Raw genomic sequence first — 23,100 nt, forward strand, 5'->3', positions numbered from 1 at the left:
GATACAGATCAAGTCCGGGTGGCGACACCGCGATTTGTCGGCAAAAAAGTTCCGATAGACGCTGTTTATCGCCCATTGACGGCCATCTGCTTCCTGTTAAGTTCTCAGTCAGCCATGTCCGCCACAATGACATCGGGCTGAATGGAAGATGAGCAATCTCCTGGGCACCCTTCACATCATGGGCAGCCTCACCGGCATGAGCCACCTGCGCCATATCGATCAGGCAAGCAGAGGATGCATAAATGTCCTACCCGCACATAGATCTGAACCTGTTTCGCATCTTCGATCGCGTCATGACCGAGAAGGGAGTATCGGCTGCGGCCGCCAGCCTGGAGATGACCCCCGCCGCCATCAGTCAGGCCATTCGCAGGCTGAGCGACCTCATCGGTGAACCCCTGTTTCGCCGCGAGGGACGCGGGATCATCCCCACCAGCCGAGCCCTCGGACTGCACAGAGAGATCCGCACCGCCCTGCACACCCTGGAGCGCTCCCTGCTGCTCAATCAGGCGTTCGATCCCCTCACCAGCCAGCGCATCTTTCGCATTGCCAGCCACCCGGACCTCGATCTCCTGCTGTTGCCGGCGCTGCTCGCCCATCTGGCCAGGGTGGCGCCCCATTGCCGGGTGGAGTCGGTGCCCGGCATGTTTGAAGAGCACCTGCGTCAGCAGGCGCTGCGCCTTCGCAACATCGATCTGGTACTGGCCAGCACGGCGCTGGAAGAGACCGGCTTTTGCAACGAGTCCCTGCTGACCCTGGAGCTCAGGGTGGCCTGTCGCGCCGATCATCCGCGCATCGGGGAGAGCCTCGACTTCGAAACCTTCTTTGCCGAAGAGCACGTGGTCTGGGATGTGCGCCGCAAGGATGACTGGGTCATCCGCAGCCTCAGCGAGCAGGCCCTGCCTCCCCGCAAGATTGCCTACGAGAGCAATGCCCTGCTCACCGCCCTCTCCCTGGTCAGCCAGACCGAGTGGCTCTGCGTGGTCAGCCAGTGGCATGTCGAACAGGTGCGCGACACCCTGCGGCTCAAGGATTTTCCGCTGCCCTGGGCCTCCAGCCACTGCCCCGTTTATCTCAGCTGGCACCAGGCGCAGGGCCGGGATCCCGCCCTCCAGTGGTTTATCCGCCAACTGCACCTGATTGCCGCAAGCTGACCCCCTCATTTAACGGCTGCTTAACTGTCGTTTATTGCCGGCTGCAATGATTGCTGCCGCCGGCCTCGCTACTCTGGTGCCTAACCCGTTGCCGTGCCCTCGGCGCAATGCCGCAACGCCCGACTAACAGAGCGATGCTGACCATGTTGATGGGACATGTCGTCAGGCGCCATCTCGGCTACCCGTCACTCACCCTGTTTACCGGGAGGCATCAGAGTCTGACTACACTTGGTCCTGCCTACCCACCACAATCTGGAGAAAGACAGATGAAGCTCAAGTTCTCGACACACACCATTGTCACCCTATGCCTCTCCGGCTCCCTGCTGTTGCAGCCGGCTTGGGCCGTCATCAACCCCAAGCCGGCCAGCGAATTTACCATCCAGGCCAACCAGAATGTGCTGCACACCCTGCCATTCAACGACAAGCAGGATTTCGAGGACGCCCGACGCGGCTTCATCGCCAAACCGGATACCCTCACCATCAAGGATGAGAAGGGCAACGTGGTGTGGGATCTGGAGCAATACAAGACCTACATCGGCCTGGACAAGACGGCGCCGGATACCGTCAACCCGAGCCTGTGGCGCAATGCCCAGCTGAACATGGAGTACGGGCTGTTCAAGGTGACCGACAAGATTTACCAGATCCGCGGCTTCGATCTCTCCAACATCACCTTCATCCAGGGCGACAAGGGGTGGATCGTCTTCGACCCGCTGATCTCGCCGCAGACCGCCAAGGCGGCTCTCGCCTTCATCAACAAGACCCTGGGCGAGCGGCCGGTCAGCGCCGTGGTTTACAGCCACTCCCACGTGGATCACTACGGCGGGGCTGCCGGCCTCTTCAACTCGCCGGACGAGGTGAAAAAGAACGGGGTTCAGATCATCGCCCCCGAAGGGTTCACCGAGCATGCGGTCTCGGAAAACGTCATCGCCGGCAATGCCATGGCCCGCCGCGCCGTCTACATGTATGGCGCCCTGCTGCCGCGCAATGCCCAGGGCAGCGTGAATGGCGGCCTGGGGCAGACCACCTCCACCGGCGTTCCCTCCCTGCTGCTGCCAACCCGCTTCATCACCAAGACCGGGGAAGAGGTCACCCTGGATGGCGTGCGGATGGTCTTCCAGATGACTCCGGGCACCGAAGCGCCGGCCGAGATGAACACCTGGTTCCCGGACAGCAAGGCGCTCTGGATGGCCGAGAACACCACCAACACCATGCACAACATCCTCACCCTGCGCGGCGCCCAGGTGCGCGATGCCCTCAAGTGGTCCAGCTACCTCAACGAGACCATCGAGACCTGGGGCGACCAGGCCCAGGTCAAGTTCCAGAGCCACCACTGGCCGCGCTGGGGCAATGCCAGCATCGTCGACTACTTCAAGAAGCAGCGGGATCTCTACAAGTACATCCACGACCAGTCGGTGCGCCTGATGAACATGGGCTACACGGGTGAGGAGATCTCGGAGAAGATTGCCCTGCCCCCCGAGCTCAACGACTTCTGGCCGAACCGCGGTTACTACGGCACCCTGCGCCACAACAGCCGGGCCGTCTATCAGCGCTACATGGGTTGGTACTCCGGCAATCCCTCCGATCTGGACAACCTGCCACCCGAGATGGTCGGCCCCAAATACGTCGAGTTCATGGGCGGTGAGCAAGCGCTGCTGAAGAAAGCCAAGGCGTCGTTCGACAAGGGGGAATATCGCTGGGTCGCGGAAGTGCTCAAGCATCTGGTGTTCGCCAACCCCAACAACCAGGAGGGCAAGCTGCTGCTGGCCGACGCGCTCGAACAGCTGGGTTATCAGGCCGAGTCCGGCCCATGGCGCTCCGTCTATCTGCAGGGGGCCTATGAGCTGCGCAACGGTGTGCCCACTGCTGGCGGTACCGTCACCGCCTCGCCGGATACCATTCGCGCCATGAGTCCCAGCATGCTGTTCGACTATCTGGCGGTACGCATCAATCCGGAGAAAGCGGCCGGCAAGAAGATGGTCGTCAACATGGACTTCACCGACATCGGGGAGAAACACACCCTGAGCCTGGAGAACGCCGTACTCAACCACACCACCCGCTACGCCGCCTCGCCGGATGTGACCGTCACCCTGAGCAAGCAAACCCTGGATGACATCCAGCTGGGCCAGGGCACGCTGGAGCAGAAGATCGCCAGCGGTGAGATCAAGGTTCAGGGCGACCAGCAGACCTTCAGCGACTTCGTCAGCCTGCTCGACAAGTTCAACTTCTGGTTCAACATAGTGACCCCATGATGCGACGCACCCTGCGCGTGTGCATGACCCTGCTCTGCCTCATCCCCGGGATGGGGCAGACCTGTGGTTATGACGCACTCTATCCCAATCCGTTTGAACAGAGCTGGCCCGGCGCGCTCGACGTTGCCATGGCGACCGCGGCGGCGGTCAATGGTGACAGACTGGCCCGTCTGTCCCCCCTCACCGGCGAGGCGGGGTTTACCCGCAGCCAGGCCTGGCTGCAGGCCCTGAAGAACCGCTTCCAGCAGGCCGGCGTCAGGGGCGGCATCTCCATCCTGCTGGTCGACTCCGGGCTCTGGTCGAGGCTGCGTGGCAAGGAGTCACTGCTGCTGCAGTTGCACACCCCCGGGCCCCATGCGGATGACAGGGTGATGCTGCTGAGCGAGGCCGCCCTCGATGCCCTGCTGGCCGGCACCCTCACCATAGAGACTGCCGTCCAGCTTGGAGTGGTGACGCTGCAAGGAGAAGATGGCAAACAGTTGCAGCATGACTTGCACCAGGCTCTGAGCTTGCAGGTATGACCCGCTCAGATATGAAAAAAGGGAGGCATCTGCCTCCCTTTTCTTTGCTGCCATCGGGGCAACGGTCAAGCGCGGGCGCTTATTCGTCTTCCAGATAGGCGTAGCCTTGCAGACCCAGCTCCAGCTCGTCGAGCAGGGCCTTGCGGGTCGCGTCGTCCAGCGCCGGGTGGGAGACGATCCGCTGGTAGTTCTCGCGAATGACGGACGGGTCGATGTTGACGTAACGCAGCAGCTGGTCGACGGTGTCGCCGCGCACCACGTTGCGGATGTCCATCTTGCCTTCCTCGTCCAGCCACACTTCCGCGCAGTGGGTGTCACCGAACAGGTTGTGCAGATCGCCGAGGATCTCCTGATAGGCACCCACCAGGAAGAAGCCGACGTGGCACTCTTCGTTCTCGCCATACACCGGCATCGGCAGGGTGCTTTCCACACCCAGACCGTCGACGTAGTGCTCCACCTGACCGTCGGAGTCGCAGGTGATGTCCATCAGGATGCCGCGGCGGGTGAGCGGACGCTCGAGGCCGGAGAGCGGCATCACCGGGAACACCTGACCGATACCCCAGGCATCCGGCAGGGACTGGAACAGGGAGAAGTTCGCAAAGCACTTGTCCGCCAACTTCTCGGAGAGCTCGTCAGCCAGCGCACGGTGGTTGCGGTTGACCGGGTTGAGCAGCTCTTTCAGTGCCAGACAGGTGTTCTGGTGCAGCATCTCGGCCCAGGCGCGTTGCTCGAGGTTGAGCAGACCCATGGTGTACTGGGTGTTGACGTCTGCCAGATCCGCCACCGAATCGTGGAAGATCTCCAGCAGGGAGGGATCTTCCCCGCGCAGATCCAGCCAGCCTTTCCACATGTTTTGCAAAATGGTGGGCGCGTCTTCATCCGGGGCACTGATGTCGTTCACCTCGACCCCTTCGGCACCAATGATGTTGGTTACCAGCACGGCGTGGTGCGCAGTCAGGGCTCGGCCGGACTCGCTGATGATGGTCGGGTGCGGCAGGTCGAACTCGCGGCACACGTCGCCAATGCCCCACACCACGTTGTTGGCGTACTCGGAGAGGCTGTAGTTGGCGGAGCAGTGGCTCTGGGAGCGGGTACCCTCATAGTCCACACCCAGGCCACCGCCTACGTCAACGACTTCGATGTTGGCACCGAGGCGACGCAGTTCGGCGTAGAAACGGCCGCACTCGCGGATGCCACCCTGGATGTCGCGGATGTTGGCGATCTGGGAGCCCAGGTGGAAGTGCAGCAGTTGCAGGCAGTCCAGCTTGCCGACGCTGCGCAGACGCTCGATCAGCGCCAGGATCTGGGAGGCGGACAGGCCAAATTTGGACATGGAGCCGCCGCTCGATTCCCACATGCCGGAGCCGGTGGAAGCCAGCTTGGCACGCACCCCGATGTTGGGCTTGATGTTGAGGCGAGCTGACTCGTCCAGCACCATTTCCAGCTCGGAGGGCTTCTCCACCACGATGTAGACCTTGTGGCCCATCAAGTTGCCCAGCAGGGCGTGGCGGACATATTCGCGATCTTTGTAGCCGTTGCAGACGATCACCGAGCCTTGCTCATGGTGATGGGACAACACGGCAAGCAGTTCCGGTTTGGAACCAGCTTCCAGGCCAAGCCGGGGCTTGTCGCTGTAGGACTGGCTGATGGTCTCGATGACGCGACGCTGCTGGTTTACCTTGATCGGGTAAACGCACAGGTAGTCCCCTTCATAGCCTGACTTCTCGATGGCCTGACCGAAGGCGTTGAACAGCGCATCGACCCGGCTCTTGAGGATGTCGGGGAAACGCAGCAGCACAGGGGTGGTCAGCCCGGATTGACGCAGTTGTTCGATGGCGTCGGAGAGCACGATCTGTGCATCAGGGCGTGATTTATCGGGAGCAACGGTCACATGACCGGCGTCATTGATATTGAAAAAACCCGCACCCCAGTAGGGAACGTTGTAGACCTTCAAGGAGTCCTTGCTGGACCAGTTAGTCATGGGCTATGCCTCGCAAATGAGCGGCCGGTGGCCGCCTTCGTTACCCTCAATCACATCCAGACCATTTGCGGCAAGCCAAGGCTGCCTGGTGGATTTTGGGAAGTAACGAGTCTTGATGTGGGGCTGGTGGCTTTACATCAAGCTCAACGGTATGCGGTGCTACGATGCCGTAGTACCGCGGTACTTTGATGACAGACAGCATCAGCCACGCAGTCTGTTCATCATTCGGCAGCCATCACGACAGCAGGAGAGAGGTTCAAGGAAGAGATGCGAAGGCGCCGGCACGCATGCGTGTTGATAGACGACAACAACCACAGCCAACCCATTTCCAGTGACCGCCCATGACAAGGGAAGATGATGAGCCGTCGGCTCACTCGGTCAAATGCAAAATGAGAGTCTGTTGTTCTCCCTGATACCGGAGCCTAACCGGTATTAAAGAAACCATTCCCCAGCAGTGTCTGTCGTTTCTGCGTGCCTCGCCCTATAGGCGTGTGATCGTCCGGGTGTCTGGCGGCCTCTGCCTGCGTCAGGGTTACCCTTGGATCGGCGCGGAGTGTACACACTTAAGGCCGGCCGTGACAATAAAAAATCGCGTTGCAAATCCCCTTTTTTTCACCCGTGCGAATATCGCTGCCAGGCAGGCGCCATCAGGGATAGCGCCTCATTCGCTCCCCCTCCTTTACCCCTGAAAAGAGTCACGTTTTTCCGCCATGACGGGCAGCCCTGACCAGGCGGGCCTTGCAGCCAAAAAGCAGCTCTTTGCCGGCGCCTAAAAATCCTGAAACCCCTTCGCTTTATGCAGAGCGGGCCCACCCGCGTCAGGGAGTGACGCCCCGACATAAAAAATGGAGAAAACCTGCGCTGACGCAATGAGCGAGAAAACGGGATTGGCCACAATGACCCTTCATTACCGGAGGCTACTAATGGATACCCTGCTTGAGCGTTTCTTGCGTTACGTGACTTTTCATACCCGCTCTGACGAGACCAATCCCGCCTGTCCCAGCAGTGAAGGCCAGCTGGTCTTTGCCCGAGTCCTCAAGGAAGAGATGGAAGCCCTGGGGCTGACCCGGGTCACCCTGGACGAACACGGCTACCTCACCGCCTGCCTGCCGGGCAACCAGCCAGAGGCTCCCGCCATCGGTCTTATCGCCCACATGGATACCGCCGATTACGAGGCCGAGCACGTGGAGCCCCAGATCATCGAGAACTACCAGGGTGGGGATATCTGCCTTGGCAAGGGTGACGAGGTGCTGACCATCCGCGACTACCGTTTCCTGAAAAACTACCTGGGCCAGGATCTCATTACCACGGACGGCACTACCCTGCTCGGTGCCGACGACAAGGCGGGCATCGCCGAGATCCTTACCGCCATCGATCATCTGCAGGCTCACCCCGAGATCCCTCGCGGCGATATCTGGGTCGGCTTCACCCCGGACGAGGAGATAGGCCGCGGCGCCAACCTCTTCCCACTGGACAGATTCCCGGCCAAGTGGGCCTATACCGTCGATGGCGGCGAACTGGGGGAGCTCGAATACGAGAACTTCAACGCCGCCAGCGCCACCATCCGTTTTGTCGGCAACAACGTGCACCCGGGTACCGCCAAGGGCAGCATGATCAACAGCCAGACTCTGGCCGCCCGCTTCCACGCCGCCATGCCGGCCGAGCAGACACCCGAGTGCACCGAGGGCTACGAAGGCTTCTTCCACCTGGCCCAGATGAACGGCACTGTGGAGGAGTGCACCCTGCACTACATCATCCGTGACTTCGACGACGAGGGATTTGCCAGTCGCAAGGCCGAGATGGAGCGACGGGTGGCCGCCATGCAGGCCGAGTACCCCAAGGCCCGCATCGAGCTCACCCTGACCGACAGCTATCGCAACATGCGCAGCCAGATTGAGCCGCACATGCACATTGTGGAGCTGGCCAAGGCGGCGATGATCGCGGCCGACGTGAGCCCCAGGGTCAAGCCGATCCGCGGTGGCACCGACGGTGCCCGCCTCTCCTTTATGGGGCTGCCCTGCCCGAATATTTTCACCGGTGGTCACAACTTCCACGGCAAGCACGAGTTCATCCCGCTGCAATCCATGGAAAAAGCGGTCGCCACCCTGGTGGAACTGGTACGGCTGACGGCCGCCTGGCGCGGCTGATCCTCGCCGATAATCCGCAGGGCGACTCCCTTCGCCCTGCCATCAAACTGTCATCCCGCTGCCACACGGCGGGAACAGATCACCCTCATGATGGGGCAAATCCTCGCCGGAGCGCCCCAGATGTTCAGTGTCGATACCCTGCTTGCCCAGCACTTTCCCCGCCTGCATGGTTCCCCAGCACTCGCCCCGCTCAGCAAGCGGGCCCTGGCCTGGCTCTTCAACGAGCAGGCCTTCCAGCAGTTTGCCAGCCGCTACCCTCACCTGCGCGGACTCGATTTTGTCGAACAGGTGCTGGCCCAGCTCGACTTCGACTACCGGGTTAGCGAGGCGCAGCTGGAGCACATCCCCGCCAGTGGCCGAGTGATCATCGTCGCCAACCACCCCATAGGGTCTCTCGACGGGCTGGCGCTGCTGCGCCTGCTCGGCCGCATCCGCCCCGATGTGAAAATCGTGGCCAACCAGTTGCTGGCGCAGCTTGCGCCGCTGCGCTCCCTGTTGCTGCCGGTGGACAACCTGGGAGGCAAGACGGACAGGCGCGCCATTCTGGCGATGGGGGAGCACCTGGCGGCGGAAGGGGCGCTGGTGATCTTCCCCGCCGGCGAGGTATCTCGTCTTGGCCTCAAGGGGGTAAAAGATGGCCCCTGGCAGGGAGGCTTCATCAAGCTGGCCCAGCGCACCCGCACCTCGCTGGTGCCCGTCCATCTGGGGGGGCACAACAGCCTCGGCTTTTACCTTCTCTCCAGGCTCAGCAAACCGGCCTCCGGCCTGCTGCTGGTTCGCCAGCTGTTTCGCCAGCAGGGGCAGACACTGCCGATGACCATCGGGGCCAGGCTCCCCCCCTCCAGCCTTGGCGATCTGCCCGCCAAAACGGCGGCGCGGCTGGTGCGAAGCCACCTCTATCGCATCGGCCGGGGACAGGCGGGCAAGCTTGCGACCGAGGCCCCCATCGCCCTGCCGGAGGATCGCCGCCTGCTCAAGCAGGCCATCGATCGCTGCGAGGTGCTCGGCCACACTCCGGATGGCCAATCCATCCTGCTCTATCGCCGTCATGAGACGGGTCATTCGGTGATCCTGCGCGAGCTGGGTCGATTGCGGGAGATCGCCTTTCGAGCGGTGGGGGAAGGCTCGGGCAAGCGGCGGGATCTCGACGGCTTTGATGATGACTATTACCACCTCATCCTCTGGGATCCGGCCAGGCTCGACATCATAGGCGCCTACCGTTTCGCCCCGGTGGCCGAGCTGTTGGCAAGCAAGGGGTTGGCCGGCCTCTACAGCCACACCCTGTTCGGCTTCGAAGAGAAGCTGCTGCCTCGGCTGGAACAGGCCATTGAGCTCGGCCGCAGCTTTATCCAGCCCGCCTACTGGGGCAAGCGGGGTCTGGATTACCTTTGGTTTGGCATCGGCGCCTATCTGGCCCGCTATCCCGACTACCGCTATCTGTTTGGCCCGGTGTCGCTGTCCGGCAGCCTGCCGCCGGCGGCCAAGGATCTGCTGGTAAGCTTCTATCGCCAGCACTTTGCCCCCACGCTTGCGCTGGCTCCCTCGCGTCGCCCCTACCCCATGACGCCGCCGCTGTTCGCGGGCACGGATTACGGCGTCGATCTCAAGGAGCTCAAGGCCCGTCTCGACAATCTGGGCTGCGCCATTCCCACCCTCTACAAGCAGTATTCCGAGCTGTGCGAACCGGGAGGCGTGCAGTTCATGGACTTTGGCATCGACCCCGACTTCAATCACTGCATCGACGGCCTGGTGTGGGTGGATGTGAGCCGCATCAAGCCCCACAAGCGGGCCCGCTATATCGGCAACCCACAGGACGTGGAGCTGATCCCTGGCGACGGGCGAACGCCACAATAGAGGTGCGCCGCAATTAATAAGAGAGGGAGGCCACGGCCTCCCTCTTTCGTATGTTTCTATTGTCTCTGACACTTGCCCCTTGTCAGGACCAGCGTCCCCTTACTCGGCAGCCGGCTTGCGATCGGCATGGCCAAGGTCACGCTCGGGGGCGATGAGGTCGCGCACCCGCTGCTTGATCTCCTTGGCCTCGGGGAAGCCCTCGTCAGCCACCCGATCCCACACCTGCACGCCATTCACCAGGATGCGAAATTCCCCCTTGCTGGCCGGTACCAGGGCTACCTCACCAAGCTCGCTGTCGAAGGTGGAGAGCAGCTCCTGGGCCAGCCAGGCGGCACGCAGCATCCAGCGGCAGAGGGTGCAGTAGCGGATCTCGATGCGGGGTTTGCCGCCCGGGATGGACAAGTCGCTCATTCGGTCACTCCATGAAAATCGGTCAGCCAGTGGCGGGCGATGGCCCGCATGGTGGATTCCGGCAGCTCCAGCAGGCTGGGAGCCAGGGGGCCGGCGGCCAACATCCGGATCCCCTCCATGATCTCCGCCAGCACCAGATAGACGTATTCACCGATGACGGCGCCATGGACGAAGTTGACCGCCTCGCCCCGGTTGAGCAGATAGATCTGGCTGCCATCGGGACGGTTGAGGGCCAGCACATGGGGACACACCTCCTCGCTCGGCCAAGGCAGCCGGGCCAGGCAGAAGGCGAACTCGTCGTCGGCGGAGGTGACCGAGGCCACCATGGTGCCCGGGCGCAGTGCCTGCAGATCCGCGAGATCGAGAGAGCCATTGCCGGTGGAGCAGATCACCAGCTCTGCGCGGCGCAGGGCCACCTCCTTGGTGATCAGGCGAAAGCCGTGGGAGAGCGCCTCGACCTGGCGCAGCACGTCCGTCTCCACCAGCCCCAGATGAAGGTTGCGGCAGCGCAGGTCGCGGGCGATGCTGCGCCCCACCTTGCCATAACCGAACAGCGCCGCCTCGCAGACATTGAAGGTTCGGTTGAGCGTGCGGGCCAGCGATTCGGCGGAGTAGACCACGCTCAGGCCAATCTGGATATCCTCGGCCTGCTTGAGGGGGCTGCGCGCCACCGACACGACCGGGGTCGCCAGCACCTCCTGCTCGTAGCGCTGATGGCCATTCTCGGTCATCTCCACCACGCCGAGAAAACGGGGGCCGAAATACTCGCTCAGGGTCGCTTGTGTCTTGGCAAAATAACCGCCGATATCGAGGATGATAAGTCGTTCGTGGGGGGCCACCAGCGGAGCTATCTGGGCGATGACACCATCGGGATCATTGGTCCACTGGCGGTTGAGGGTACAGACGGGATAGTGGCGGGAGACCCACTCCAGGGTCGGCGCATGCACCGATTTGGGCTTTGGCAGGATGGCCGCGATGCGCCCCATCTGGCCAAGGGCCTCGATAAAGCGGGGACGGTCGGGGAGCAGATGGGTGACCAGCAGGATGCAAAGACCATCGATACGTCCCTGATCGATAAAATGGCGAAAAAACAGATGCTCAGATCCTTGACTGCGCAACTGTGGCCTCCTTAATGTGCCGCAAAGCAGGCAAACAGAACCCGGCATGACCGGGTTCTGTGTGTATCCAGTTAAATGAAAATCCTTTTTATCTTAAACACATAGGCGGCTCAATCATTATCTGCCAAGAGTATGAGCAGGTATGCAAAAATGCTCATAATTGTCTGTTTTTTATGCAAAAACTCAGTAAAGAGAAGCCTCGGGCCAGACCCACCACAGGCTGATGCCAGTCCCCACCCCGGCCAGCAGGATCAGGATCCCCCAACGGGTCTGCCACCGGGTGTTGCGAAGCCCCCACTCCAGCAGCGGCAGCAGCCAGACCGGCAGCAAGACGCTCAAAGGCACCTCCACGTATTGCCAGGCGAGCATCTGGACGAAGGCCAGCGCCAACGCCAGGGCGGCAGGCGCCACTTTCGCCCCGGCAAAGGTGGCCAGCAGCGCCCGAAAACCGGTCAATGCCGCCAGGGCTCCCGCCAGCTGGGCGATCAGCAGGCTGCCATCGATACCGATCACCAGCGCCAGCCAGACAAAGCCGAGGGCAAAACCCAGCCCCTCGCGGCTATCCCCCTGCCAGGCGGCAACGCCGTACCAGACGATGGCGGGCAGCAGCGCCAGCCAGATGCGCGGCTCGCCAGCCAACACAGAGGCCAGCCCCTGCCACCACACCAGGGCACCCGCCACGGCAAACAGCAGCAAGGCTGCGCGCTTGTCCGCCAGTTGGGCCACGATGGCGGGCACCAGCAGGGTCAGCGGCAGCCACTGCCACGCCTTGACCGGCACGCCATAGAAACCGCCCAGCAGCGAGCCCACCAGCCAGAGGGCCAGCGCCCCCCACAGATACGCCGCGCGCGGCCAGCGCCATGACAGCAAAGCGGCCCCCAAGGGGGCCGCCAGGGTTTGAAGCAGAAGTGCCGCGCCCATTACTTGCGCACGCCTTCGACAAATAGCTGGATAGCCATCTCGTCAGGGATGCCCGGCAGCATGTAGTTCACGCCGAAATCGCTGCGCTTGATGGTGGTGGAGGCGTTGAAGCCGCTGCGATAGCCGCCCCAGGGATCCTTGCCCTCGCCGATCTTGACCAGATCGAAAGCCACTTCCTTGCTGACGCCGTGCAGGGTCAGGGTCCCCTTGAGCACGCCCTTATCCTTGCTGCCTTCATAGGCGGAGCTGACGAAGGTCATTTTGGGATACTGCTTCACATCGAGAAAATCGGGGCTGCGCAGGTGCTTGTCCCGGGCCTCGTGGTTGGAGTCCACGCTGGCGGCATCCACCTCGAAGCTCGCCTTGGCGGCGGTCGGATTGGCGTCATCCATGCTGAAGGTGCCGCTGAAGGTGTTGAAACGGCCCACCAGTTCGGAGAAGCCGAGGTGGCCCACCTTGAACTGCACCGTGGTGTGCGCCGCATCGACATCGTAATCGGCCGCCATCAGGGGGGTCGCCATAAACAGGCAGGAGGCCAGCAGGGCCTTGGTCATTTTCATCCGTTCGTTCCTTCATTGGGTTCACATCGGTAAACAAAATGCTAACCTCCTTGCCTGAATGAATAATCAGTGATTTATTAAATTAATTATTTACTGAGGATGGAAAATGGATCAGATAGCCGCCATGCGCACCTTCATCAAGGTGGTGGAGTGCCAGAGTTTTACCAAGGCGGCCCATCAGCTCGGTATCTCGGTGGCCATGGCCTCCAAGCTGATGCAGCAGCTTGAGGAGTCTCTCGCCACCCGCCTGCTGTCGCGCACCACCCGCCAGGTCAATCCCACCGAGGCGGGCCAGTTCTACTATCAGCGCTCGCAGGCCTTGCTGGCGGAGCTCGAAGAGACCCACAGCCAGCTCACCCACCACAACCAGCAGCCCAACGGCACTCTCAAGCTGTCGGTGCCGATGGATTTTGGTTACCTGCACCTCTCCCCCGCCCTGCCGCTGTTTCGCGAGCGCTTCCCCGATCTCAAGCTGGATATCGAATACAGCGACAGGCGGGTGGCACTGGTGGAAGAGGGGTTCGATCTGGCGCTGCGGATCGGCCATTTGAGCGACTCCTCCCTGGTGGCGCGCCAGCTGGCAACGATCCGGCTCGAGCTGTGCGCCAGCCCGGCCTATCTGGCCCGCAAGGGCATGCCAAAGAGCCCTGACGATCTCAGGCAGCACGACTGCCTCGTCTACACCCTGACCCAGCCGGAATGGCACTTCAAACGCGGCGGGGAGTCCCAGAGCGTGCGTCCCCAGGGGCCGCTTCGCGCCAACAACGGGGTGGCGCTGACCCGCGCCGCTTGTGATGATCAGGGCATCATATTGCAGCCCACCTTCATCGTGGGGGAGGCCCTGAACGATGGCAGGCTGATAAGCTTGTTGCCTGAGTGGAACAAGGGCGAAGTGGGGCTTTATGCGGTCTATCCGCACCGGCGCTTCGTCTCGGCCAAGGTGCGCTGCTTTATCGAATTCGTGCAGGAGCGTTATCTCGCCCCGCAGAAGTGGGATCAGCCGGCCTGAAGCTAAGCCTGACTGGAGACAGAAGGTGACGCAGGCAGATGGGCCAGCAGGCGTGCCGGCTCCGGGGTCAGCAGCCAGCGTGGCAAACGGGTGCGGATCGCCGTCAACTGCTGGTCGCTCAAGGCGTAGGGCAGTGTCACCTCAAGCTCCCGGCAGTCAAACATGGCGGCCAGCTGCAGGATCAGGATGAGGTTTGCCTCGTCGCTGCGACGCTTGTTGATGCGTTTTGCGATCTCGTGTTGCAGCTGGGTGCGCGAGTCCTGGGTCATCGCCTGCCAGCCAAACCCGAACAGGGGCACCAGGGCGCTGACGATGCCAAGGGCGGTGAGCGGCTGTTTGGGCGGGTGATAGAGCGCATTGAGATCCAGCAGAAGAGGATCCTGAGCACTCTCTCCCTCACCAAATAAAATCGTTTTCGTCATTGGATTACCCGTTATATTCCACTAGACTTCGCCGCATATTCTACCCCGACATGCCAACGAGGTACTGATGCTAAGCGATATCGAGATCTCCCGCCAGTCCCCCCGCCTCCCCATCCACGAGCTGGCCCAGCGCCTCGCCATCCCACCGCATCTGCTTTATCCCTACGGCCACTACAAGGGCAAACTGAGCCTGGATCTGCTCAAGCAGGACAACCCCAAGGCCGGCAAGCTGGTGCTGGTGAGCGCCATCACCCCGACCCCGCTCGGCGAGGGCAAGACGGTCACCACCCTCGGACTCTCCATGGGGCTCAACCATATCGGCCACCCCAGCATCGCCACCATACGCCAGCCGAGCCTCGGCCCCGTATTCGGGGTCAAGGGGGGCGCCGCTGGGGGCGGTCATGCCCAGGTGGTGCCGATGGAGGAGATGAACCTGCACCTGACCGGTGATTTTCACGCCCTGAGTGCCGCCCACAACCTGGCCGCCGCAGCCCTCGATGCCCGCCTGTTTCACGAGCGCAAACTCGGCGACCAGTTCAGCGCCAAAACCGGCCTGCCCCGGCTCGACATCGATCCGGCTCAGGTTCTCTGGCCACGCACCCTCGACATGAATGATCGCGCCCTGCGCCATCTCACCATAGGTCAGGGAGAGCCGGCCGATGGCGTGGAGCGCAGCGATCGCTTCGTCATCACCGCCGCCTCCGAGCTGATGGCCATCCTGGCGCTGGCCAGCGATCTGAAAGACTTGCGCGCGCGCATCGGCCGCATCCAGCTGGCCCTCGATATCCACGGCAACCCCATCACCGCCGAGCAACTGGAAGTGGCCGGCGCCATGACGGTGCTGCTCAAAGATGCCCTGCAACCCACCCTGATGCAGACCACGGAGCAGACCCCTGTGCTGGTGCACGCGGGGCCGTTTGCCAACATCGCCCACGGCAACTCCTCGGTGATCGCCGATCGTATCGCCCTTGGCCTCACCGACTACGTGGTGACCGAGGCAGGCTTTGGCTCCGACATGGGGCTGGAGAAGTTTTTCAACATCAAGAGCCGCCAATCCGGCATCGCCCCCTCCTGCGTGGTGCTGGTGGCCACGGTGCGCGGCCTCAAGGCCAACAGCGGCCTGCTCGATGTCCGCCCCGGCCAGCCGTTGCCCGCCAGCCTGCAGGGGGAGGATCTGGCCACCCTGCGCCAGGGCTGTGCCAACCTCGTCTGGCATATTCGCAATGCCCGCCGTTACGGGGTGCCCGTGGTGGTCGCCATCAACCGCTTCCCCACCGACAGCCAGGCCGAACTCGAGCTGTTGATGAGTGAAGCGATGAGCGCAGGAGCCTGTGGCACCGCCATCTCCCATGCTTTCGTGCAGGGCGGTGAAGGGGCCGCCGAACTGGCCCAAGCCGTGGTCGATGCCTGCGCATTGCCGAGCCGGACCACCCTGCTCTATCCCGACGAGATGAGCCTGAGTGCCAAGCTCGCCACCCTGGTGGAGTGCGGCTACGGCGGTCGTGGCGTGATCCTCTCCGACAAGGCGCGCCAGCAGCTGGCACGACTCTCGGCCGAAGGTTGGGATCATCTGCCCATCTGCATGGCCAAGACCCCCCTCTCCATCAGCCATGATCCGGCGAAAAAGGGCGTGCCCCGGGATTTCGAGATCCCCGTCGACGAGGTGAAACTGTGCGCCGGCGCCGGTTTCGTCTATGCCCTGGCGGGCCCCATCATGACCATGCCGGGCCTGGGCAGCCTGCCAGCCTATCGTCATATCGATATCGACGATAACGGAGAGATCATTGGGCTGAGCTAAATGGTCGGGTAAGGGGTCTGGCGTCGGCCGATTACGCTTCGCTAATCGACCCTACGGTCAAAAAAACTGCCAGAAACGACAAGGCCCCGCCAATTGGCGGGGCCTTTCGTTATCACGCCAGCAAGGCTCTAGAGGGTAAAGCGCTGGGTCATATGGTGCAGGGTATTGGCCAGCTTGCTCAGCTCGCCACAGGCCTGGGCAATCTGGCTCGCGCCCTGGGCATTCTCGTCCGCTGCATTGTGAATGTTGACGATATTGCGGTTGAGCTCTTCGGTCACCGCGTTCTGCTCCTCGGTGGCGGTAGCGATCAGGGTGTTCATGTCGGTGATGCGCACCACGGCACTGTTGATGGTGTCGATGCTGGTCCCCGCATCCCGCGCCAGTCCCACGCTCTCCTGCATCTGGTGACGGCTCAGCTGCATGGCGTTGCCCGCCTCGGCGGCGCGGCTTTGCAGCAGCTCGATCATCTTGCTGATCTCGGCGGTGGAATCCTGGGTGCGCTGGGCCAGGGAGCGAACCTCGTCCGCCACCACGGCAAAGCCACGACCCTGTTCCCCTGCCCGTGCGGCCTCGATGGCGGCATTGAGGGCCAGCAGGTTGGTCTGGCCGGCGATGTCGCGGATCACATCCAGCACCACTGTGATGTTGGCGCTGTCCGCCTCCAGCTGCTGAACCACGGCACCGGCTTGCTCAATCTTCTCCGATACCTCTTCGATGCTGCTGATGGCGCTGCGTACCACCTGGTTGCCATCGGCCGAGGTGCGGGAAGCATCCTTGGCGGCACTCATGGCATCCGTGGTATTGCGGGCTACTTCGTTGACGGTGGACTGCATCTCGTTCATGGCGGTGGCAACCTGGGAGACTTCGCTCTGCTGGATGGCCATGCCGCTGGCAGATTGACTGGAGATGGCACTCACCTCTTCCACCGCGCTGCTGAGCTGGCTGACGGATCCGGCGATCTCGCTCACCAGCTCGGACAGAGAGGTCTGCATCCGGTTGATGGCGCTGCCCAGCTGGCCCAGCTCGTCACGGTTGAAGCGGTTCTCCTTGATCCACTGTTGCAGCTCGCCCTGCCCCAGCTCGCCACCGGCGATACGCTGCGCCTGACGGGCCAGCATGATGAGAGGGTCGCGGATCTGGCGGGTGAGCAGCATGGAGAGCATGACCACCAGAATGAGGGAGACCACCAGGGCGATGGAGACACTCCACTTGGCGCCATCGTAGGAGGCCACCACATCGGAGCGAGAGTCTGTGGCATAGCCGTGGTTGATACGGATCAGCTCGTCAACATAGTGATGCAGTGAGCCAAAGAGCGGCACCCCTTCTGCCAGGAAGATTTTCTGGGCTTCGGCCATCTGGCCGTTGTCCTGCAGCTGCGTGACCCGCTGGTGCAGGGCGACATAACGGGTCCACTCCGCCTTGACGCCGTCGAAGGCGCGACGCTCTTCCACATCTTCCGCCCAGATGGTGCGGTCATGGCCGGCCAGTTGCTGATCCACCTTGCGGATCAGATCAGCGGCCACATCACGATATTCCGCTCGCAGTTTCGGATCCTCGGCCACCACGAAGTAGCCGAGTTCATAGCGACGCAGTTCGCTGATGCGATCCCCAATCAGGGTGGTCCGGTTGACGGCCGGCAGTATGCTGTCGGTAAAGCGCAGCGCCGCTCCGTTCATGTTGCCAAACTGAACGATTGCAAAGCCGCCGATAAAGGCAACCATCAGGCCGAGCACGGCAAAACCGGCCGACAGTTTCTTGCCTATGGTCATGGAGCTGGTATTCATGGCATTTCCTGAAATTGAGTGAACAGGTTCCGCGGGCCTGTTGCGCGAGGCAAAGACCCGGATCCCGCGTTCCATCGCAGCTCATCGAGAAAATGAGTTTGGTCCTGAGGTAAAACAAGGGGCGTCAGGGGACAAACAGCTGTCTCCCGTGTCCCGAACAAGAAGGAATGGAGTCAAAACAACCCATTGTAAAAGCCTTATCGACCGACCTGGCCTATTCCTTGAGACTTTTATTGGTAAAAAATGCAGGCCGACTGTCAGCCTGCTGCAGAGAGGGAAAGTACAGGGGCGGTTCTCACCGCCCCGTAGGTATCAGCTGCGCAAACCGCCCAAAAACTCGGCGCGGGTATCAGGCTGGGTCTTGAACACACCGCCGAGGGAGGTGGTGGTGGTGTAAGAGGTGGAGTCCATCACCCCGCGAGCTTTCACGCAGAAGTGGGTCGCCTTGATGCTGATGGCCACATCCTGGGTACCCAGCAGGGTCTGCAGCGCCAGCAGGATCTGCTGGGTGAGCCGCTCCTGCACCTGGGGACGACGGGCGAAGAACTGCACGATGCGGTTGATCTTCGAGAGCCCAATCACCTTGCCACGGGGGATATAGGCGACATGGGCCTGCCCGTCGATGGTCACGAAATGGTGCTCGCAGGTGCTGGTGAGGCTGATGTCCCGCACCATGATCATCTCGTCTACCTGCATCTTGTTCTCGATCACCGTCACCTTGGGGAAGGTGGTGTAGTCGAGGCCGGAGAAAATCTCGTTCACGTACATCTTGGCGATGCGATGCGGCGTCTCGGCCAGGCTATCATCGGCCAGGTCCAGCCCCAGCGTCTCCATGATGGCCCGCATGTGGCCTTCGATCTTTTCCCGCTTCTGCTGGCTATCCAGCTGGTTGGCAACCAGGGGGGTTTCCAGTCCCTGGGCCTCGAGGGCAGCCCTGACCAGCAAGGCTTCCTGACTTAAGGTTGTCATTGTCGTCTCTCCCACGCTCAGGGACGGTGAGGGCCAATCGGGCGGCCCTTTATGGTATGGCGGCATAGTAAACGGCCATTGCCGCCAATATTCAAGTCAACTTGCGTTCCTAATCATACTTTATGGTCTAACGGGCACTTTTACCCTGCCACGACCTGCCCATCCGCAGGGATTTTTGTGATAATCCCGCCCTCAACCATAGAAAGAGGTAATGACGATGGGATTTGATACCAGCGGACTACTCCCCTTGAGCGATGCCCTGCAAGGGATGCTGGAGCAACTTGCCTGCTGCTGCGACACCGAGCAGCTGCCGCTGCCAGAGGCCCTCGGCCGGATCCTCGCGGACGATATCGCCTCTCCCCTCTCAGTGCCTCCGTTCGACAACTCCGCCATGGATGGCTATGCCGTGCGCCTGGCGGATCTCGCCGCGGGCACGCCGCTCATCATGGCGGGCAAGGCCTTCGCCGGCCAACCCTATCAGGGGGAGTGGCCCGCCGGCCACTGCGTGCGCATCATGACGGGGGCTCCCGTCCCCGCCGGTACTGATGCCGTAGTGATGCAAGAAGAGACCCGGGCCGATGGCGAACGGATCACCTTCCTCTGCCAGCCCGTGCCGGGCCAGAACATCCGCCGCGCTGGCAGCGACATGGCCAAGGGCGCCTGCGTGCTCGGCGCCGGCACCCGCCTCACCCCTCGGGAGATGCCGCTGCTGGCCTCTCTTGGCATCGCCACCGTCAGCGTGCGCCGCCCGCTCAGGGTCGCCATCTTCAGCACAGGTGACGAGCTCAAACCGGTCGGTACCCCGCTCGCTCACGGCGACATCTACGACTCCAACCGCTACGGCGTCAAGGCGATGCTGGCGCGTCTGGGGTGCGACTGCCTCGACCTTGGCATCCTGCCCGACAACCCGGATCTGCTGCGTGCCGCCTTCATCCGGGCCGATCAGGAGGCCGATGTGCTGATCACCACGGGTGGCGTCTCGGTGGGGGAAGCGGACTTTACCAAACAGCTGCTGGACGAGCTTGGCGAAATCGGCTTCTGGAAGCTCGCCATCAAGCCGGGCAAACCGTTCGCCTTCGGCCGCCTGCCCCACGCCTGGTTCTTCGGCCTGCCGGGCAACCCTGTCTCCGCCATGGTCACCTTCGATCAGCTGGTGCAGCCGGCACTGGCCAAGCTGGCCGGTCAGCGTTTCGAGCGCCCGCTCCAGCTCCAGGCTGTCGCTGCCGAGCCGCTCAAGAAGAGCCCGGGGCGCCTGGATTTCCAGCGCGGTATCCTCTGCCAAGGTCCAAACGGCCTCGAAGTGCGCAGCACCGGCTCCCAGGACTCCGCCGTGTTCAGCTCCCTGTCGCGGGCCAACTGCTACATCGTCCTTGAGCGCGAGCGCGGTCGGGTCGCGGCGGGTGAAACCGTCACCGTGGAGCCGTTCGGGGGATTGCTGCTGTGAGCGAGATCCTCTCTGACGCCGAGCTCTTGCGCTACAACCGCCAGATCATCCTCAAATCCTTCGACTTCGAGGGGCAGGAGGCGCTCAAGCAGGCCCATGTGCTGGTGATTGGCGCAGGGGGGCTGGGCTGCGCCGCCAGCCAGTATCTCGCAGTAGCCGGGGTCGGCCAGCTTACCCTGGTGGATTTTGACAAGGTGGAGCTCTCCAACCTGCAGCGCCAGGTGCTGCACACAGATGCTCGCGTGGGCCAGTACAAGGTGGACTCTGCCGCCCAGGCGCTGCGCGCCCTCAACCCCTGGCTCAAGGTCGACACCCACGCCACCGTCGCCGACGAGGCGCTGCTCGATACCCTGTTGCCCCGGCACCAGCTGGTGCTCGATTGCACCGACAACCTGACCATTCGCAACCTGCTCAACCAAAAAGCCCGCCAGCACGGGGTGCCCTTGGTCAGCGGTGCCGCCATCCGGATGGAGGGGCAGATCTGCAGCTTCACCTGGCAGGAGGGCGAGCCCTGCTATGCCTGCCTCAGTGCCCTGTTCGGCGAGCAGGCCCTCACTTGCGTCGAGGCCGGGGTGCTGGCGCCCGTGGTCGGTCTGGTGGGCAGCCTGCAGGCTCTCGAAGCCATCAAGCTGCTGGCCGGTATGGGCAAGAGCTACAGCGGCCGCCTGCTGATGATCGATGGCCTGGGCGGCAGCTTTCGCGAGATGAAGCTACCCAAACGGCCAGACTGTCCGGTCTGCTCGCACGAATGAGTTGCCCAGCCACTCTTTGCATCAACAAAAAGCCGACCCTGGGGTCGGCTTTTTGTTGGCCTTCATCATGACGATGGGGGATCAGAAGATCCCCTTCGCCTTAACCTTCTTCATGCTGGCCACCTGGCTCGAAAGATCTTCCACCAGAGGCTCAGGGGCTTCGGTGGCAGTGCTCTGGCGAGCAGGCGCACTGGCCAGGCGCTGGATCAGCCTGTGTTGCTCGCGAATGAGCCTGGATTGCTCCTCAAGCTGGCGCGAGAGCAGCTGGATGCTGCTGGCGAGGGGAGCCAGATCCGGCTCAGTCCCCGCAGCCGGCAACTTGCCCGCGATGGCCTCGGCCAGCTGATCATGATCCAGAGGGGCCGGCAACCCTTGGCGCAACTCATCCCACAGTTCGGTGGGCTGCTGTTCACCCAACCGGCTCACTATCTCGTCCACCAGGTTGTCCGGTACCGGCACCGCAGCCTGCTGGCCCAGACGCTGGACTATCTCATCCGCCAGCGCCCGGTTGTCCCCCTGTTCCAGCCGGGGAGCCAATCTGGCCACTATCTCGTCGATCAGGGTATCGGAGGATGGCGTATCCTCCGCTCCCAGCGAGAAGCCACAGCTGGCGAAGGCGTGGCGCAAGGTGGTCATGCTCACCTGCTCCGGCCCCAGGGCATTGGCGATGGCCTTGCACAGATTCGGGGCCAGCACATACATGAACATGCCGGAGAGATAGATATCCTTGTGGAACCGACTCTTGGAGAAGTCGAACTCCTCGCTGCCATCCTGGATCTTGCGTGCTCGCTGATACCAGTTTTGCAGCACCCCGACCGCGTAGCGATCAGACTCCAGCGCACCCGGATCCATGTAGATGGAGAAGGTCATGCGCTTGAGTTGACTACTCATCGGCGACCTCGGCCATCACAGGCGCCTCGCGATAGACCTCGTCCTCTTCGGTGGTGTAAAGGCAGATCTCGCGGGCCAAGGCGGCCTGGGCATCGTCCAGCAGTTCAACCCGCTCACCCAGGGTCGGATAAGCCGCCTTGATCGCATCATAGATAAGGGAAGCACCACCACCGACCAGATAGACCCGGTTCGGGTTCTTGGCAAACTTCTTCGCCTCATGGGCGACCTGGGAGCCCAGTTCGTCGATCTTGTTCTGCATCTTCTCGAGGATGCGCGGGATCTGGCTCTCGTCGTTCACCACGTCGCGCACAAAGCTCATGTCGTGGCGACGCTTGATGAACTCGTTGGCCACCAGATAGCTGGAGTCGCTATCCGCCGCCGCCAGCGCCTTGCGGGTCGCGTCGGTCACCATGGAGACGCCGATCTCGTTGTTGCCGTAGACATCGGAGACGTCGTCGAATTCACCGACGATGATCCCCATGTCCAGGGTGGTACCACCGCAGTCGATCACCAGGGTCTTGGTGAACTCGTTGCAGCCCGAGCCAATGAGGCGGGACAGGGCGGCAGGCAGGCTCTCCGGCATCACCTCGACGCTGACGATATTGAACAGCTCACCCTTGTTGAGGCTGATGTCACGCATCAGGTTGCGGCGCTTCTTCTCGATCTTCTCTTCATTGCGCTGACAGTCATCCGGGTTGTAGAACTCGGTGATGGGCAGGGTTACCGTGATGGCCACGTCACAGGGGGTCACGCCGGTCTGCAGCAGGGCATGGTGCACGGAGAGCAGGTTCAGATCGTCGTACTGGTACTCCACGTGAGTCGTTGCCAGCGACTTGTCGGAGGTGGCGTCATAGGTGTACTTGGTGTTGCCTATTTCGTAGTTGTAGATCTTCTTGTCCTTGCGCAATGCGGCACTCTTCCAATCCTTGCGAAAAGAGTTGGGAGAGATGATGGTCTTGAGCACCTTGTTCTCAATCCAGCTCACCTTGACGTTGGTCGAACCATCATCGATGGCCATTTTCATTACTTCAGACATGAGGAAATACCTGTTTTAAAAGCAAATTGAGCCCGCTTCCGTTGCCTTTTGCCAGTGGCAAGGGAAGCGGGCCAAGACATAC

General features: G+C 62.1%; 19 protein-coding genes. 9 read left to right on the forward strand and 10 right to left on the reverse strand.

Translation table 11 applies throughout. The features are described 5' to 3' along the window. Nucleotides 1–242: 242 nt before the first annotated feature. The 3 genes from ACB028_RS03470 (at nt 243) to ACB028_RS03480 (ending at nt 3,921) form a co-directional block, all read left to right on the forward strand. Nucleotides 243–1,151 (forward strand): LysR substrate-binding domain-containing protein, encoded by a 909-nt coding sequence (locus ACB028_RS03470; RefSeq protein ID WP_371143515.1) that lies wholly within the window; start codon nt 243–245, stop codon nt 1,149–1,151. A 266-nt stretch (nt 1,152–1,417) separates the two neighbouring features. Further along, a complete protein-coding gene (locus tag ACB028_RS03475; RefSeq protein ID WP_371143516.1) occupies nt 1,418–3,400 on the forward strand; it encodes an alkyl/aryl-sulfatase in 1,983 nt (660 codons plus the stop codon). Beyond that, nucleotides 3,397–3,921 carry a hypothetical protein gene (locus ACB028_RS03480; protein WP_371143517.1) on the forward strand — a complete coding sequence of 175 codons (525 nt, stop codon included), beginning with the start codon at nt 3,397–3,399 and terminating at the stop codon, nt 3,919–3,921. The genes ACB028_RS03475 and ACB028_RS03480 overlap by 4 nt, the downstream gene beginning before the upstream one ends. Before the next feature lie 79 nt (nt 3,922–4,000). On the opposite strand, the gene speA is transcribed toward ACB028_RS03480, so the two are convergent. After that, nucleotides 4,001–5,902 (reverse strand): biosynthetic arginine decarboxylase, encoded by a 1,902-nt coding sequence (speA, locus tag ACB028_RS03485; protein WP_042027439.1) that lies wholly within the window; start codon nt 5,900–5,902, stop codon nt 4,001–4,003. A 923-nt stretch (nt 5,903–6,825) separates the two neighbouring features. Here speA and pepT point away from each other — a divergent pair. Continuing rightward, nucleotides 6,826–8,049 carry a peptidase T gene (gene pepT, locus ACB028_RS03490; RefSeq protein ID WP_061475775.1) on the forward strand — a complete coding sequence of 408 codons (1,224 nt, stop codon included), beginning with the start codon at nt 6,826–6,828 and terminating at the stop codon, nt 8,047–8,049. Nucleotides 8,050–8,169: 120 nt separating this feature from the next. Beyond that, complete coding sequence (locus ACB028_RS03495) at nt 8,170–9,903, forward strand: lysophospholipid acyltransferase family protein (protein WP_371143772.1); 1,734 nt, start codon at nt 8,170–8,172, stop codon at nt 9,901–9,903. Nucleotides 9,904–10,002: 99 nt separating this feature from the next. Here the strand turns inward: ACB028_RS03495 and ACB028_RS03500 are convergent, their stop codons facing one another. The 4 genes from ACB028_RS03500 to ACB028_RS03515 form a co-directional block, all read right to left on the reverse strand. Continuing rightward, entirely contained in the window at nt 10,003–10,314 is a 312-nt protein-coding gene (locus ACB028_RS03500; protein ID WP_042027442.1) for a SelT/SelW/SelH family protein, read from the reverse strand. After that, a complete protein-coding gene (locus ACB028_RS03505) occupies nt 10,311–11,432 on the reverse strand; it encodes an adenosylhomocysteinase (RefSeq protein ID WP_371143518.1) in 1,122 nt (373 codons plus the stop codon). The genes ACB028_RS03500 and ACB028_RS03505 overlap by 4 nt, the downstream gene beginning before the upstream one ends. A 183-nt stretch (nt 11,433–11,615) precedes the next feature. Beyond that, the gene (locus tag ACB028_RS03510; RefSeq protein ID WP_371143519.1) at nt 11,616–12,353 is read right to left on the reverse strand and encodes a hypothetical protein; all 738 of its coding nucleotides are present in this window, start codon (nt 12,351–12,353) and stop codon (nt 11,616–11,618) included. After that, a complete protein-coding gene (locus tag ACB028_RS03515; protein ID WP_042027448.1) occupies nt 12,353–12,913 on the reverse strand; it encodes a YceI family protein in 561 nt (186 codons plus the stop codon). The genes ACB028_RS03510 and ACB028_RS03515 overlap by 1 nt, the downstream gene beginning before the upstream one ends. Before the next feature lie 106 nt (nt 12,914–13,019). Between ACB028_RS03515 and ACB028_RS03520 the strand changes: the two genes are divergently transcribed. Beyond that, nucleotides 13,020–13,922: a LysR family transcriptional regulator gene (locus ACB028_RS03520; RefSeq protein ID WP_371143520.1), complete on the forward strand. Its 903-nt coding sequence runs from the start codon at nt 13,020–13,022 to the stop codon at nt 13,920–13,922. Nucleotides 13,923–13,924: 2 nt separating this feature from the next. On the opposite strand, the gene ACB028_RS03525 is transcribed toward ACB028_RS03520, so the two are convergent. Further along, nucleotides 13,925–14,344, reverse strand: coding sequence for a hypothetical protein (locus tag ACB028_RS03525; RefSeq protein WP_026458566.1), 420 nt, complete (start codon nt 14,342–14,344; stop codon nt 13,925–13,927). A 67-nt stretch (nt 14,345–14,411) separates the two neighbouring features. Here ACB028_RS03525 and ACB028_RS03530 point away from each other — a divergent pair, with 67 nt between their 5' ends. Then, complete coding sequence (locus tag ACB028_RS03530; protein WP_371143521.1) at nt 14,412–16,142, forward strand: formate--tetrahydrofolate ligase; 1,731 nt, start codon at nt 14,412–14,414, stop codon at nt 16,140–16,142. Nucleotides 16,143–16,270: 128 nt separating this feature from the next. On the opposite strand, the gene ACB028_RS03535 is transcribed toward ACB028_RS03530, so the two are convergent. Both ACB028_RS03535 and folE read right to left on the reverse strand, forming a co-directional pair. After that, entirely contained in the window at nt 16,271–17,926 is a 1,656-nt protein-coding gene (locus ACB028_RS03535; RefSeq protein WP_042027453.1) for a methyl-accepting chemotaxis protein, read from the reverse strand. A 312-nt stretch (nt 17,927–18,238) separates the two neighbouring features. Further along, a complete protein-coding gene (gene folE, locus ACB028_RS03540; protein WP_371143522.1) occupies nt 18,239–18,895 on the reverse strand; it encodes a GTP cyclohydrolase I FolE in 657 nt (218 codons plus the stop codon). Between the two features lie 217 nt (nt 18,896–19,112). Here folE and moeA point away from each other — a divergent pair, with 217 nt between their 5' ends. Both moeA and moeB read left to right on the forward strand, forming a co-directional pair. Continuing rightward, nucleotides 19,113–20,339 carry a molybdopterin molybdotransferase MoeA gene (gene moeA, locus ACB028_RS03545; RefSeq protein WP_302056702.1) on the forward strand — a complete coding sequence of 409 codons (1,227 nt, stop codon included), beginning with the start codon at nt 19,113–19,115 and terminating at the stop codon, nt 20,337–20,339. Further along, nucleotides 20,336–21,091, forward strand: coding sequence for a molybdopterin-synthase adenylyltransferase MoeB (gene moeB, locus ACB028_RS03550; RefSeq protein ID WP_371143523.1), 756 nt, complete (start codon nt 20,336–20,338; stop codon nt 21,089–21,091). Before moeA ends, moeB begins: the two co-directional genes overlap by 4 nt. An 81-nt stretch (nt 21,092–21,172) precedes the next feature. Here the strand turns inward: moeB and ACB028_RS03555 are convergent, their stop codons facing one another. After that, nucleotides 21,173–21,982: a hypothetical protein gene (locus tag ACB028_RS03555; protein WP_223378401.1), complete on the reverse strand. Its 810-nt coding sequence runs from the start codon at nt 21,980–21,982 to the stop codon at nt 21,173–21,175. After that, a complete protein-coding gene (gene parM, locus ACB028_RS03560; protein WP_223378403.1) occupies nt 21,975–23,018 on the reverse strand; it encodes a plasmid segregation protein ParM domain-containing protein in 1,044 nt (347 codons plus the stop codon). Before parM ends, ACB028_RS03555 begins: the two co-directional genes overlap by 8 nt. Between the last annotated feature and the right edge of the window lie 82 nt (nt 23,019–23,100).

The sequence above is a fragment of the Aeromonas sp. S9(2024) genome (assembly GCF_041403185.1).
Taxonomy (GTDB): Bacteria; Pseudomonadota; Gammaproteobacteria; order Enterobacterales; family Aeromonadaceae; genus Aeromonas; species Aeromonas enteropelogenes.

What these genes read in the sequence shown, in the direction of transcription:
- ACB028_RS03470 (WP_371143515.1), top strand. Translation starts at nt 243, where the DNA reads ATGTCCTACCCGCACATAGATCTGAACCTGTTTCGCATCTTCGATCGC.
- ACB028_RS03475 (WP_371143516.1), top strand. Translation starts at nt 1,418, where the DNA reads ATGAAGCTCAAGTTCTCGACACACACCATTGTCACCCTATGCCTCTCC.
- ACB028_RS03480 (WP_371143517.1), top strand. Translation starts at nt 3,397, where the DNA reads ATGATGCGACGCACCCTGCGCGTGTGCATGACCCTGCTCTGCCTCATC.
- speA (WP_042027439.1), bottom strand. Translation starts at nt 5,902, where the DNA reads ATGACTAACTGGTCCAGCAAGGACTCCTTGAAGGTCTACAACGTTCCC.
- pepT (WP_061475775.1), top strand. Translation starts at nt 6,826, where the DNA reads ATGGATACCCTGCTTGAGCGTTTCTTGCGTTACGTGACTTTTCATACC.
- ACB028_RS03495 (WP_371143772.1), top strand. Translation starts at nt 8,170, where the DNA reads ATGTTCAGTGTCGATACCCTGCTTGCCCAGCACTTTCCCCGCCTGCAT.
- ACB028_RS03500 (WP_042027442.1), bottom strand. Translation starts at nt 10,314, where the DNA reads ATGAGCGACTTGTCCATCCCGGGCGGCAAACCCCGCATCGAGATCCGC.
- ACB028_RS03510 (WP_371143519.1), bottom strand. Translation starts at nt 12,353, where the DNA reads ATGGGCGCGGCACTTCTGCTTCAAACCCTGGCGGCCCCCTTGGGGGCC.
- ACB028_RS03515 (WP_042027448.1), bottom strand. Translation starts at nt 12,913, where the DNA reads ATGAAAATGACCAAGGCCCTGCTGGCCTCCTGCCTGTTTATGGCGACC.
- ACB028_RS03520 (WP_371143520.1), top strand. Translation starts at nt 13,020, where the DNA reads ATGGATCAGATAGCCGCCATGCGCACCTTCATCAAGGTGGTGGAGTGC.
- ACB028_RS03525 (WP_026458566.1), bottom strand. Translation starts at nt 14,344, where the DNA reads ATGACGAAAACGATTTTATTTGGTGAGGGAGAGAGTGCTCAGGATCCT.
- ACB028_RS03530 (WP_371143521.1), top strand. Translation starts at nt 14,412, where the DNA reads ATGCTAAGCGATATCGAGATCTCCCGCCAGTCCCCCCGCCTCCCCATC.
- ACB028_RS03535 (WP_042027453.1), bottom strand. Translation starts at nt 17,926, where the DNA reads ATGAATACCAGCTCCATGACCATAGGCAAGAAACTGTCGGCCGGTTTT.
- folE (WP_371143522.1), bottom strand. Translation starts at nt 18,895, where the DNA reads ATGACAACCTTAAGTCAGGAAGCCTTGCTGGTCAGGGCTGCCCTCGAG.
- moeA (WP_302056702.1), top strand. Translation starts at nt 19,113, where the DNA reads ATGGGATTTGATACCAGCGGACTACTCCCCTTGAGCGATGCCCTGCAA.
- ACB028_RS03555 (WP_223378401.1), bottom strand. Translation starts at nt 21,982, where the DNA reads ATGAGTAGTCAACTCAAGCGCATGACCTTCTCCATCTACATGGATCCG.
- parM (WP_223378403.1), bottom strand. Translation starts at nt 23,018, where the DNA reads ATGTCTGAAGTAATGAAAATGGCCATCGATGATGGTTCGACCAACGTC.